This is a genomic window from Hwanghaeella sp. 1Z406 (assembly GCF_048892425.1).
Lineage (GTDB): Bacteria > Pseudomonadota > Alphaproteobacteria > UBA8366 > Aestuariispiraceae > Pacificispira.
Window position 1 is genome coordinate 48,119 of the sequence record NZ_JBLZHU010000004.1, and the last position, 13,562, is coordinate 61,680.

11 protein-coding genes are annotated in these 13,562 nt (G+C 55.9%); 3 read left to right on the forward strand and 8 right to left on the reverse strand.

The annotated features are described in order from the left end of the window. Position 1 precedes the first annotated feature (1 nt). On the forward strand, positions 2-1,024 hold the full coding sequence (locus ACOSDR_RS09645) for a histone deacetylase family protein (protein ID WP_420722828.1): 1,023 nt from the start codon (positions 2-4) through the stop codon (positions 1,022-1,024). After that, positions 1,021-2,121 (forward strand): NAD(P)/FAD-dependent oxidoreductase, encoded by a 1,101-nt coding sequence (locus ACOSDR_RS09650; protein WP_420731092.1) that lies wholly within the window; start codon positions 1,021-1,023, stop codon positions 2,119-2,121. The genes ACOSDR_RS09645 and ACOSDR_RS09650 overlap by 4 nt, the downstream gene beginning before the upstream one ends. A 31-nt stretch (positions 2,122-2,152) precedes the next feature. Here the strand turns inward: ACOSDR_RS09650 and bhcA are convergent, their stop codons facing one another. Further along, entirely contained in the window at positions 2,153-3,319 is a 1,167-nt protein-coding gene (gene bhcA / locus ACOSDR_RS09655) for an L-aspartate--glyoxylate aminotransferase BhcA (protein ID WP_420731093.1), read from the reverse strand. Between the two features lie 171 nt (positions 3,320-3,490). Further along, positions 3,491-4,384, reverse strand: a complete 894-nt coding sequence (locus ACOSDR_RS09660) for a LysR family transcriptional regulator (RefSeq protein ID WP_420731094.1) — start codon at positions 4,382-4,384, stop codon at positions 3,491-3,493. A 158-nt stretch (positions 4,385-4,542) separates the two neighbouring features. Here ACOSDR_RS09660 and ACOSDR_RS09665 point away from each other — a divergent pair, with 158 nt between their 5' ends. Next, positions 4,543-5,991 carry an MFS transporter gene (locus tag ACOSDR_RS09665; protein WP_420731095.1) on the forward strand — a complete coding sequence of 483 codons (1,449 nt, stop codon included), beginning with the start codon at positions 4,543-4,545 and terminating at the stop codon, positions 5,989-5,991. On the opposite strand, the gene ACOSDR_RS09670 is transcribed toward ACOSDR_RS09665, so the two are convergent. The 6 genes from ACOSDR_RS09670 to ACOSDR_RS09695 form a co-directional block, all read right to left on the reverse strand. Then, positions 5,988-7,634 (reverse strand): hydantoinase B/oxoprolinase family protein, encoded by a 1,647-nt coding sequence (locus ACOSDR_RS09670; RefSeq protein WP_420731096.1) that lies wholly within the window; start codon positions 7,632-7,634, stop codon positions 5,988-5,990. The two genes, ACOSDR_RS09665 and ACOSDR_RS09670, sit on opposite strands and share 4 nt — an antisense overlap. Before the next feature lie 25 nt (positions 7,635-7,659). After that, on the reverse strand, positions 7,660-9,741 hold the full coding sequence (locus ACOSDR_RS09675) for a hydantoinase/oxoprolinase family protein (RefSeq protein ID WP_420731097.1): 2,082 nt from the start codon (positions 9,739-9,741) through the stop codon (positions 7,660-7,662). A gap of 225 nt (positions 9,742-9,966) precedes the next feature. Continuing rightward, positions 9,967-10,950, reverse strand: coding sequence for an Ldh family oxidoreductase (locus ACOSDR_RS09680; protein ID WP_420731098.1), 984 nt, complete (start codon positions 10,948-10,950; stop codon positions 9,967-9,969). 64 nt (positions 10,951-11,014) lie between these two features. After that, on the reverse strand, positions 11,015-11,758 hold the full coding sequence (locus tag ACOSDR_RS09685) for a class II aldolase/adducin family protein (RefSeq protein WP_420731099.1): 744 nt from the start codon (positions 11,756-11,758) through the stop codon (positions 11,015-11,017). 228 nt (positions 11,759-11,986) lie between these two features. Continuing rightward, positions 11,987-13,381, reverse strand: a complete 1,395-nt coding sequence (locus tag ACOSDR_RS09690; protein ID WP_420731100.1) for a purine-cytosine permease family protein — start codon at positions 13,379-13,381, stop codon at positions 11,987-11,989. A 1-nt stretch (position 13,382) separates the two neighbouring features. Further along, positions 13,383-13,538, reverse strand: a complete 156-nt coding sequence (locus ACOSDR_RS09695) for a hypothetical protein (RefSeq protein WP_420722818.1) — start codon at positions 13,536-13,538, stop codon at positions 13,383-13,385. Positions 13,539-13,562 lie beyond the last annotated feature (24 nt).

Below are 13,562 nucleotides of genomic sequence, written 5' to 3' on the forward strand. Positions count from 1 at the left end.
TATGAAAGCCATCTTCGACGAAACCCAACGCCAGCATGATCCCAAGCATTTCATGGCCAATGGGGTCGTTCTGCCCAGTCCGGAACAGCCCGCCCGCATTGATGCGCTGATGACCGGGGCAGAGAATGCCGGTTGCGCCTTCACCGCTGCGGAAGATCATGGCATGGGGCCGTTGTCGATTGTGCACAGTGTTGAATATCTGTCCTTTCTGGAAACCATCCACACACGCTGGTCCCGGATTGAGGGGGCGTCGGATGAGGTTATTCCAAACATCCATCCTGACCGTCGTTTTGCCAGCTACCCGAAATCTGCTGTCGGTCAGGCGGGATATCACCAGGCAGACACGGCCTGCCCAATCGCGGCAGGCACCTGGCAGGCGGCATATTGGTCGGCGCAATCTGCCCTGACTGCCGCTGATCTGGTGATCGATGGAGACCGCGCCGCCTATGCCCTGTGTCGCCCACCGGGCCATCATGCCTTTGCCGATATGGCAGGCGGCTTCTGCTTCCTGAACAATGCTGCGATTGCAGCGGAACAATGCGTGCGTGCGGGCATGCGCCCGGTCATTCTGGATGTCGATGTTCATCACGGCAATGGCACCCAGGGGATTTTCTATCACCGCAGCGATGTCTTCACCGTGTCGGTTCATGCCGACCCGATCCGCTTTTACCCTTTCTTCTGGGGCCATGCGCATGAGCGCGGTGATGGCCCTGGCCTGGGCTATAATCTGAACATCCCCCTGACGCGCGGCACCTCCGATTCCGATTATATGGAAGCCTTGGAACCTGGCCTGAATGCGATCCGCAGTTTTGGGCCAGATGTCGTAATCGTGGCCCTGGGCCTGGATGCCTATGAAGAAGACCCGCTGAAAGGTCTGGCGATCACGACGGAAGGCTTCGGTCGCATCGGAGCGGCGATTGGGGGATTGGCCCTGCCCACTCTGTTGATTCAGGAAGGGGGCTATCTGTCCGATGCCCTGGGTGCGAATCTGACCAGCGTGCTGAAAGGCTTTGAAAGCGTATGAGCAAGACCGCCGATATCATCGTCATCGGAGGAGGCATTGCCGGGATCGGCGCAGCGGCCATGATGGCATCGGATGCAAAAGTCATCGTGCTGGAAACCGAAGATGTTATCGGCAGCCATTCCACGGGACGATCCGCAGCGATCTATATCCGCAACTATGGCAATGCGACACTGCGCGCACTGAATGCCGCATCAGAGCCGCTGTTACAAAACCCAGAAAAGATTGGGGAAACGTCCGTCCTGTCCCCAAGAGGGGAAATGCTGGTTGCCCGGGAAGAAGAGATTCCAGAGCTTGAAGCCTATCTGAATGGGGCGGAAGGGATTGAACGCCTGTCCCCGGCCGAAGCCATCAATCTGTTCCCCCTGTTGCGGGAAGAGGCTGTTGCCGCCGCAGCGATTGAACGATCCGCCCAGGATATCGATGTGGACAGGCTGTTTCAGGCCTTTGCCCGCACCCTGCGCCATGCCGGTGGGGAGATTATCACCAAGGCCCCGGTTACCGCCCTGACACGCGCGGGGTCTGTCTGGCATATCAAGACACCACAGGGCACTTTTGAAGCCCCCATTGTTGTCAATGCAGCAGGGGGCTGGGCCGATACTATTGCCAGGATGGCGGGACTGAAGCCCCTTGGCCTGACCCCCATGCGGCGATCCGCAGCGCTGCTGCCCGCCCCGGATGGTTATGACATCACCCATTGGCCGCTGGTCGCCAGCGCGTCTGAGACCTGGTATGCCAAGCCGGAGGCCGGGCTGCTGATGGTTTCCCCTGCGGATGAAGACCCGGTTGAGGCGCATGACGCCTGGGCCGATGACATGGTGCTGGCCGAAGGGCTGGACCGATTTGAACAATCGATGAAAATGACTGTAACCCGGGTGGAACGCAGTTGGGCGGGCTTGCGAACCTTCGCCCCAGACCGCACGCCGGTCGTTGGATTCTCCCCACAGACAGAGGGATTCTTCTGGCTGGCAGGACAGGGCGGGTACGGCATTCAAACCTCCCCCGCCCTGTCCCAACTGGCCGCAGATTTGTGCCTTGGCCGTGATAGTACCCTTGGGGCCACAGTCCTGGAAGCCCTGTCCCCGGCCAGACTATCTTGATCTGACCGGGGGTTGAAACGCTAGTGTGCGCTTACCGGCCCTTGCGATAGTATTCCTGGGCAGCAGCAACACCAGATCCCAGTTGGATAGAATAGCCCAGATCCTTCATTGCCATTTCGATTGTCGCCAACCCAGACAGCATCAAAGTATCCGTCAGCATGCCCAAATGACCGATCCGGAAGACCTTGCCAGCCACCTTCCCCAAACCGACACCATAGGAAACGCCATAAGTCTTATAGGCGTGATTGACCAATTCATTGCTGTCAAAGCCATCTGGCACGTATATCGCGCTGACTGAATCAGAATTGAATTCAGGTTTCGTCGCACACAGGCGCAGGCCCCAGGCCTGTACTGCCAAACGCACACCTTCGGCCAGACGATGGTGCCGGGCAAAGACCTGATCCAGTCCTTCTTCCAGCAGCATAGCGACGCTTTCGCGCAATCCCATGATCAAGGGCACGGGCGGGGTATAGGGAAAATTCCCCTTCGCATTTGCGGTGGCCATATCACGAATATCGAAGAAACAGCGGGGGCATTTCGCGATCTCAGCGGCCGCGAATGCCTTTGGACTGACGCCAACAATCGCCATGCCGGTCGCCAGCATGAACCCCTTTTGCGAGCCACTAACCGCCAGGTCAACACCCCAATCATCCATACGGAAATCAATCGATCCCAAGGAGCTGACCGCATCGACATACAGCAGTGCTGGATGCTGTGCTGTGTCCATCGCTTTGCGTACCGCCGCAACATCACTGGTAACACCGGTTGCGGTTTCATTATGGGTCACCAGGACCGCTTTGATCTTGTGGTTGGTATCAGCGGCCAGGCGTTTGCCATATTCATCCGCCGGGGCACCTTCACCCCAGGCGCAATCAATCACATCCACGTCCAGGCCAAGATGCTGGCACATCTCAATCCAACGATGGGAGAACATGCCAAAGCGCGCGATCAGAACCCTGTCACCGGGCGATAGCGTATTGGTCAGGGCCGCTTCCCACCCACCGGTGCCACTTGCCGGGAAGGTGATTACTGTCCCTGCTTCGGTTTTGAATATCTTCTTCAAATCCGCCAGCAACGGTTCCAGTATCTTAACGAAATCAGGGGCACGATGATCCATGGTAGGGACATTCATCGCATGGCGCAGACGTTCCGGAATGTTTGTCGGGCCGGGAATAAAGACAGGATTTTGTGTGGACATGGACGTTCCTCGGAAAAAGGTTTTTATGGTTTTGAGCTTTTTAGGCAGACAATAAACTCAACACAATTATTCTACACACAGGTCTTGACTATCGACGGCAATACAGTCGACAGCCAAATACATCGATAAAAATAAAAATCCACCCCCTGCGCTAACCACAGTGATCAGACGTTAAAATTTATCGGGAATGGGGTCTTTGCAAATCTCTCTTATGCAGGAGCGCAGCCAACGATGCACCGGATCTGCATCCATTCGGGGGTGCCAGAACAAGGATATGGAAAAACCAGGCATCGGAAACGGTAAGGGAAAGCTGAACAGACCTGTCCGCAAGTGCTCCGTAAAACGCTCCGGCACCGTCGCGATCAGATCAGATTTCTGAACCAGAGCCAAAGCGGTCGTGAATTCTTCCACCACGATTGCGATATCCCGACCTTGCGTCATGGCTTTCAACATCTCATCCGGGCGCGATGCGTCGGGACTGCGCCGTGCAACCAATATATGCCGCCCCTTAGAAAATCGATCCACTGTCACGTCGCCTTGGCTCAAGAAATGACCGTGTCGCACAACACAGATAAATCGGTCTTCGTACAGGGACTGCATGCGCACTTCAGGGCCGGTCAATATGTCCAGAACCCCGGTTTCCAGATCAACGGACCCATCACGCAGTGCCTCCGAATCCTTGTTGGATTTATGCACGAACCGAAGACAAATTCCCGGTGCTTCCTGCTGAATTCGCTCCAACAGCCTGAGGGCGTAACTTTCAACAAATCCACCCCGTGTGCGGATTGTGAAAGTTCTGGTCACGGTCTTTAGATCCGGCACTTCTGTTGGGCTGAGGACCCGTGCGGCCTCCTGCACCAATGTTGATACGGAATCGCGCATTTCTAAGGCGCGCGCGGTTGGGACAAGCCCCCTGCCCGCCCGAACCAGCAAGGGATCACCCGTTGCCTCCCGCAGTCGGGACAACGCCCGGCTCATCGCGGAAGCACTCAGATTCAAACGCTTCGCCGCCCGCGTGACACTGCCTTCCGACAGCAGCACGTCCAGCGTAATCAGCAAATTCATATCGGGCCGTATCATCGCAGAAGGATAACACAGTTCGATCCATTTGGTATGGCGTTAAACGCAATAATAAAATGTAAATGATGCACCTTCCGCAATACCAGGAAGCGGGTTAAATTTCACCAATAGCAAACACAATTCGTTCAAGGTCGGAGTCTTCTGTGAGTTTCAATTCACCATCCCCTACCACACCCACACCGCCACGCAGCACGTCCCCCTGGGCGCTTGTCGCATTGGCGGTCTCTATGTTGCTTGCATCGCTGGGTGTCAGCATCGCAAATGTCGCCCTGCCCGCAATTGCGGAAGCCTTCGATGCGCCCTTCCATACGGTTCAATGGGTGGTGCTGGCCTATCTGCTGGCGATAACAATCATGATCGTCACGGCGGGTCGCTTAGGGGATATTCTGGGTCATAAACGTGTCCTGACCGGTGGCTTGATTCTATTCACCCTGGCTTCCCTTCTGTGCGGGGCCTCTCCAACGCTGCCCATTTTGATTGCCGCCCGCGCGTTACAGGGTGTTGGGGCTGCCGTCCTTATGGCATTAAGCTTGGCCCTGATCCGCGACACGGTGCCGCCTGAAAAAATCGGCACGGCAATGGGGCTGATGGGAACAATGTCCGCTATTGGCACCGCATTGGGCCCCTCTCTGGGCGGATTGTTGCTGGCAGGCCCAGGATGGCATGCGATATTCCTGATCGTCGTGCCCTTGGGCCTTGTGAACACAGTGTTGGTTCTGCGCACGATCCCGGCACATGACGCACGGGTCAAAGATACGCGATCCAGACTTGATGGATGGGGAACGCTTTTCCTGGCAGGGGCCCTGGGCACCTATGCATTGGCCGTAACAATTGGCAACGGAACGCTGGAATGGCTTAACATTGGATTGATTATAGCGTGTGCCATCGCGATTGGATTGTTTATCCGGGTCGAAAAGGCTGCATCGGCCCCTTTAATCGAATTATCCGCACTGCGCGATTTAAGTCTAACCACCGGCCTGATTACCAATTTCTGCGTCGCGACCGTTATGATGGCGACCCTGGTCGTGTTCCCGTTCTATCTTTCGCTTGCCTTGGGCCTGAACGCGGCGCTGGTCGGATTGATCCTGACGGTTGGCCCGGTCCTGTCCGTAATCTGCGGCGTCCCATCAGGATGGCTGGTTGATCAATTGGGCGTATCCAGGATCATGTTCCTGGGGTTGTTTGCGATGGTTCTGGGTTGCCTGGCCCTGGCCCTTATGCCCACAGAGTTTGGCATCATCGGCTACATCGCCGCCATCGCAGTATTGTCGCCAGGCTATCAATTATTCCAATCAGCAAATAACACAGCGATCATGTCTCCCGTCCCGACCGATCAGCGCGGCGTTATTTCCGGTATGCTGAATTTGTCCCGTAATCTGGGGCTGATCACAGGGGCCGCTGTGATGGGGACGATTTTTACCTATGGCGTTGGCAGGTCCGATATTGTCAAAGCGGCCCCGACGGCCGTTGCAACGGGAATGCACACAACCTTTGCTGTGGCGACCATTATAATTGCCTTTGCCCTGTGCCTGGCGATCATAACCTACAAACGCGCATCGGGTAGGGTCCCGTTAGAGACCCCGCAACACTAAGCAGCCCCGTCATACTCATAGGTTTCACGCGCTTGTTCAATGGTCAGAAAGCCATCTTCAATATCCTGGCGCACGGCGTCCTGGGGTCGGTCTTTTGGGGATCCATAGCCCCCGCCGCCTGCTTGTTTCAAGGTAAGAACGCTGTTGGGGGGCAGCCGGAACGATCCCTGCCCGCTGGTTTCGCGCCCGTCGATCAGATGCGCCCTGGGCGCGCCATTGCCACCCCCGAACAATCCTTTCGCGGGGAAGCGGGTGCGGTTGGACATGGCATGTACGGTTACATCCTGACCAGTCATATTGCGCATGGATACGACCTGACCAACGCCGCCGCGATACTGTCCCACACCACCGGAATCGGGACGCAGGATCTTTTCTTCAACGCGCAGACCACTCAGCGATTCAAACACTTCAATCGGGGTTGTGCCCATATTGGACGATCCAGGCGTTGTCTGTCGCCCATCCAACCCCTGCAACGCGCCAAAGCCCCCAGCAGCGCAATACGTCACCGACATGCCCGACCCGTCCGGCAAATGCCCTTGCAAGGTCAGGAAATCAATCAGGCCACTATCTGCCGCAACCTGATCGGGCAGAATCTTCGACACCGTGTCAAAGACCAGCGGCACCACGAAATGCCCGATTGCATGACGCCCTGCCGATGGGGCGGGCGGTACCGCATTCAGGATACAGCCGACCGGGGCTGAAACCTCAATCAGGGCAGAGGAGCCCTCATTATTGGGAATCATGGGTGTTGTCAGGCACTTTGCAGCATATAGCGCCATGGAGCGCGTATAGCAGATCGGCACGTTCGAGCCGAACCGAACACAGCCTTCCGTGCCGGTAAAATCAATAGACAAACGGTCGCCAAGCTTTTTCACGGTACAGACCAGACGCCTGGTTTCCTCCCCCGCTTCCACCAGCACTTCGCCGGTATGCTGTCCGTCCGGCCAGGCCAGCAAGGCCTGACGCAAGGCGTCTTCCGATTGTTGCAGGATCGCATTGGCCAGCGGCTCCAGAGAAGAGCAGCCGTAGGTTTCCATGAAATCCACCACCTGTCTGGTCACGACGGAGGTGCAACTGATATTGGCGTGAATATCGCCGATCACCTGATCGGGCACCCGCACATTCAGGCGGATCAGGTTCATGAAATCCTGATTGACCACACCGGCTTTCACCAGTTTTACGACGGGAAGCCGCAGCCCCTCGTGATAAATCTCCGTCGCGGAGGCGGAAAAGCCCATCCCCCCGATATCGGGCAAATGGCTGATGCTCATAGCATAGCCGACCAGATCACCCTTCAGATAAATCGGGCGCATCACCGCGATATCATACATATGACCGGTGCCAAATACCGGATCATTGGACACAACAACATCCCCTGCTTCCAGGCTTTCCGGTGGGATTTTGTCCAGCATATGGCGCAGGGTAGTTGATGCCGTTCCGATAAAGACCGGAATACATTTTGCGGATTGTGCGATGATCCGCCCCCGCAAATCAAAAATCAGAACGGACAGATCAAACCCTTCCCGAACCAACGTGGAAAAGGATGTACGCACCAGGGCCGCAGCCCCTTCATCTGTGATGGAGATAAGCCGATCCCACATGATGGAAAGATCGATAGCGTCGAAAGACTGAGGGGCAGACATTCCACCAAACTCCTAAAATAATACGTTAAGCCTGACCGATTTCGGCCATCAAATGACCACTGGGATGAACCGAAGCCGTATCCCCCGCATCCAACAACACCGTGGATTCGTTTTCCTCGACCAGGCAAGGACCTTCCACGACATCCCCTGCGCGCAATAAATATCGATCATAGACCGGACAATCGATCATTCCACCGGCCAGTCCGAAATAGGCCTGGCGATGCCCCTTCAAGGCATCTTTCGATACGGTGCGGGAGGTTACTTCTCCCCCAATCAGGGGAAAATCAGGATCGGGGCCACGGGCCTCCACCTTCCAACTGACAATTTCCAGGGGCAGGTCCAGCAAGGTTTCGAAGACGTCACGATAGGCCGCCTCAAACAAGGGGCGCAGTTGGGACACCAGATCGACTGATGAAACCCCATCGGGCAGGCGGATTTCAATATCATAACCCTGACCGCAATATCGCATGTCCAAACGCCGATCCAGCGTAATCTGGGACCGGGACAGATTGTTTTCCAACAGATAGGACATCGCCGACGTTTCAACCGGGGCCATGGCCGCATCGAAACTGTCGGCATCCAGGTCATCGATCTTCATGCGATTTGATCGAACGGTTTCAAAAGCCATGGCACCGACCAGCATGCCAAAGGCGGACATGACACCAGCACCGGCTGGAAAGATCACTTTCGGCACCATCAGCTTCCGGGCGATCCGCGCGGCATGCAACGGTCCCCCGCCTCCGGATGCCGTCATCACGGCCCGACGATAGTCAAATCCCCGCTCTGTCGCATGAACGCGAAAAGCGCGGCTGATATCTTCATTGGCGACATCATGGGCCCCCCAGGCGGCGCGAATGACATCCAGATTCAAAGGATCTGCATATCGGGAAATGGCACCCTGTGCCGCCCCTGCATCCAGCGTCATGCGGCCGCCCAGGAAGCCTTTTGGATCCAGATATCCCAGCGTCAAATTGGCATCAGTCAGTGTTGCATCCTGCCCCCCGCGCCCATAGCAGGCGGGACCGGGTTCAGAACTGGCACTGCGCGGCCCAACCCGAAGCCTGTTCAGGCTGTCAATTGACACGATGCTGCCACCGCCCGACCCGATTTCACACATATCGATGACAGGAATACGCAACTGCAAACCACTGCCGCTTTTATGCTTATAGGTTCGCGCTGCCTCAAATTCATAGGTCTTATAGGGCAGGCCCTTCTTGACCAGGGCTCCCTTGGCGGTTGTGCCCCCCAGATCAAACGACAACAGATTATCAATACCAAGATCCCGCCCAAGACGAGCAGACATCAAAACCCCTGCCGCAGGCCCTGATTCCAACAGGCGGACCGGGAATCGTCGCGCTGTGTCCGGCGTCGTCAATCCACCACTGGAACCGATAATGACCAACTGACCGTGATATCCTAACTCCTCCAATCCCTGTTCAAGCCGCTTTAAATAGGCATCCACCAAGGGCTGCGAATAGGCGTTCGCACAGGTCGTCGTCCATCGTTCGAATTCACGGGCATAGGGGAAAACGTCTGAAGATGTGCAGGCGAACAGATTCGGAAACCGCCGGGCGACGATCTGACGGCTTTGTTCTTCGTGATCGGGATTGGCATAGGAATGCATATAGCAAATCGCAATCGCCTCCACGCCCTGCTGTTCCACCAAATCCGCGACCTTCTGTTCGACCTCTGCCGGATCCAGGGGGGTCAGGACGCTGCCATCATACCAAATCCTTTCGCCAATCTCCGCCCTCAGCGCCCGTGGCACCAGCGGCTCGGCAAATTGCAGGCGCAGGTCATACAGGTCATAGCGTTGTTCTTGACCAATATCGAATGTGTCGCGAAAGCCCTGGGTAACCAGCATGCCGACACGCGCGCCCCGCCGTTCGATCAGCGCATTTGTGACCAGCGTCGTGCCGTGTACGATTTCGGTGATGTCATTGATGGAGAGATCATTTTCCTGAACGATGGCCGCAACCCCTTCCAATACGGCGCGGGCCGGATCTCGCGGTGTCGTCAGCCGCTTGTGAACTGCGGTCGCACCATCAGGTCGGATGAGGGCAAAATCTGTAAAAGTTCCACCAATATCAATGCCCAAGCGTGCCATAATGCCCCTTTTTATACTGTCAAAAAAGCGTGCCCTTCTGCCATTTCCCGAACCAGCAGATGCAGCGACCGTTATGGTCTATCCGGGGGCGGCAGAATGCTCCCTCTATACCATCGATCTGGCAACGTCCATGGTGAAGACGGAAGAACACTTTCAACTAAATGAGGGACCTTGCCGGAGCGCTAGAATCCTACACCAGTGTTTCTAAAACGACAGAATACAGGGTCAGGCGACCCCGGCAAGGGAACGGGCTTGATCCCAGATTGCATCGCTTAGATCGACGGGATCACTCTCTTCCTTGCCCTGTCCAGGCATCCGGGTGCCCTCGTCCAGGGCCACACCTTCCTGAACCTGGCGCAAGCGATCAAAAAATGCGCCTGAGACATCGGGATCCATTAACAGATAGTACTGCCCCAGATCATGCGGGGGACCATCGGGGGCCTTCAGCGGTTTGACATCCCGACTAACCACGCCGCCGGTCAGCCCGGCTGCCAGCAATTCAGCCATCAAGCCAAATCCCCAGCCTTTATATCCCCCTAGACTGACCAGTGAGCCGGCAATCGCCGCTTCCGGATCTGTGGTCGGTTGTCCGTCGGCATCCACGGCCCAGCCTTCGGGTATCCTCTGACCCGCAGCCTTGGCCATTGTGATCTTGCCCAATGCAACGGTGCTGGTGGACTGGTCAAACTGCATCGCCAGCCCCCCTTTTCCATCCGGCACGGAAAACGCGATCGGATTGGTACCAATCACCCTAGTTTTACCCCCAGGCGCTGCCACGATAGGAGAGGCATTGGTAAATCCCATTCCAATCAAGCCTTTACGCGCTATTTGTTCGGTGAAGTATCCCAGTGATGTGCAGGTGTGGGCGTGACCAATTGCCAGGCTTGCGACGCCACAATCACGGGCTGCTGCAACCGCGACCGGAAGGCCGCGCGAAAAAGCCGGTTGCGCAAATCCAAAACAGGCATCCACGCTGACAGCGCCCGGACGTGGATGGGTGACGATTGGATCGACCGTGCCTTTCACGCGACCACTGGTGAGTTGCAGGCAATAGCTTTCCAGATAGTAGAGACCACAAATACGGTTTCCAACGGCCTCTGCCTTTCGAACCGCCCGCGCGACATCACCGGCTATCCAGGGCAAAGCACCATGCTTTTCCAGCGCTTTCCTGGTTACTGATTCTATATCAGCCAGCGATACCAATGCCATTGTTTACCAACCCTTTTTCTGAAATTCCAAACCGATCCGCTGCCAGTCTTGTGTCCGCTTTGCCCTATTTACGCGCTGCGGCCGCCTCTTCGCGCCATAAATCCCAGGGGCGCTTCACCTGTGCCTCGATTGTGTCGGAACAGGTCTGGCATTCGCCCGGGGTCAGATAACGAACCGTTCCCATTTGCGTGGCTTGCATCTGATAGCGGGCATTCAATTCGGCATAGACCGCGCGATAGACCGCCTGTTGGATCGATCCGCCGACCACGGTTGAACCATGGCCCCGCATCAAGACGATATCTGAATTGGCAAAGCAATCCGCCAGGGCGCGCCCCTTATCGCGATCACTGATCAAAAGGCTGGTGGCATCGCCAAACTCTTCCCGAATTTCAAATATCGGGGCCGCCTGGCCAATAAATCCAGCCATATGAAACATGGCGCGCAGCGGTGTGGATTCCACCACCGTCAATGGGACAATGGCATGGGAATGACTGTGAACAATGGACTGAACATCGGGCCGCTGGCGATAGATTTCACCATGAATGAAGCGTTCCAGATAGACCCGGCGCGCTTCTGATCCGACAGGGTCTCCGTCCAGGGTGAATTCAACAATATCATCCTCTGTCACCTGACCCGGTGCCATGTTCCGCGCCAGCAGAAAATGGTCTGGATTGTTTTCATGCCGGACACTGATATGACCGAATGCATCGACCACGCCCTGATCATAAAGAATATGATTTGCCGCGACCAAATCCTCCAGAATGGCATTGGATATGCCGGAAGCATGTCGTGGTGATGTCTGTGTCATTGCAATTGCCTCTTTTTGATTGTTCCCACCCATTTAACCGCCACACAAGGGGATGACATCCCATCCGCCAATCATGTGCAAAAACGTGACCCTGTTCTAATGCATTAAAATCAGGAAGTCCAAATGCGATCATCATCCACCGATTATCAGAGATCGCCTGCCTTATGACAGAAAAGGGCCGCAGTCGACTGTGACTGCGGCCCCGGTTAATCGAATGCTTTCAATCGATCAGTAACCACCCTTTTGCGCGGGTTTAACCAACACCAGGGTTAGAACCCAGAACACCAGCCCCCCGATAACTGCGGAAGGCAAGGATGCTGTCAGCACTTCATAGGGTGTTTTGCTGACATAGGTCAGCGGGTCCAGCAGATAGACATAGGTCACGAAGCCAGCCGCCATGGCCAGCAAGGCCGCTGGATTGAACCCGCCCCAATAATAGTAAGGCGCTGTGCTGGATCCATCATACAGGCCCCGAACACTGAGACGCTGTTTACGCAGGATCAGATAATCAACAATCTGGATCCCACATAACGGCGCAAAGAATACCCCGATGAAGGCCAGGAAGGTTCCAAAATTGTTGAAGAACAGATCCGGCACCACCACCCCGATCAAAGCAACCGGCACCAATGCCAACAACAAGGTGACTTTCCAGGACAGTTTCCCAATGCCAGGTACGCTTTTCAGACCAACAGCGGTCGCATAAACTCCGATAATTGCCGTTCCCAGATTGGCCGCGATCACAAAGACAAGAGCGATGGCGCCATAGAATGTACCACCCAATTGGACCATCCAGGCGGAGGGGTCTGAGGTTTCCAACGCCAGGATCGCCGCAAGACCGATCAGGCTTAACAACGGAACGGGCAATCCCATACCCAACATGGCTGGCATGCTGGCCGTGCTGGCATTTGGCGCAACACGCACCATCGCACCGATATAGGGCCACCAGGACAACAGACTGACGATCCCGATTTCAATACCGGTCACATAGTCCCATTGGATATCGCCTGATGCATAGGCTGGCTTGGCCTCTGCCACCGCAGCGCCGTTTTGTGTCAGCAGCAGATAAACCATCCACAGGCCAACGCCGACAATGAAGAAGAACAGAATATTGGATGCCCGTTCGATGCCGCTCTTGCCGGTCAACAGAACACCATAGACAACGGCACAGGCCACCAAAGTGGCAACCGGAAGGATCACATCTGTGGCCCCTTCCCCGACAAGACCGGTTGTCAGCAACAATTGAACAACAGACTTACCAAAGAAGATCAACAACAGAGAGTTCCATCCAATGATGGACGCATACTGAAGGAAGACCGTGATGATCCACCCACGCGACCCGAATTGGGGGCGCGCTGCCACGATGGAATCAATGCCATAGCGTGTTGCCGCAGGGACCACCGCTAGGGTCACCAACAACATGCCGATCATGGCACCGGCTGTCATGGTGGCAAAACCCTGTTTCAGGTTCAGATAGTATCCAACATATTCCCCAATGATATAGCACCAGGTAGCAGAAGCCGCGACCAGCAAGACAATGCCCAGTTCAATGCGGCCCCAGGTACGTTCGGACTTTACCAGCGGCCAATTGCTTTCATCAGCCGAATCTTTTGACGTATCGGTCATCTTACCACCCCCACAGCAATAACAGCACCGGGCCAATGATGCCGGTCAACGCCAGCAACAGCCAATCCACACCTGTGAACCCAGCCCCTTGATTTTCCGGTTGTTCCAATTCCTGAATCCGGCGCTCCAATTCCGCCGGTAACGGTTCATCTGACATCCCCACTCTCCCTCTTTATGCGGA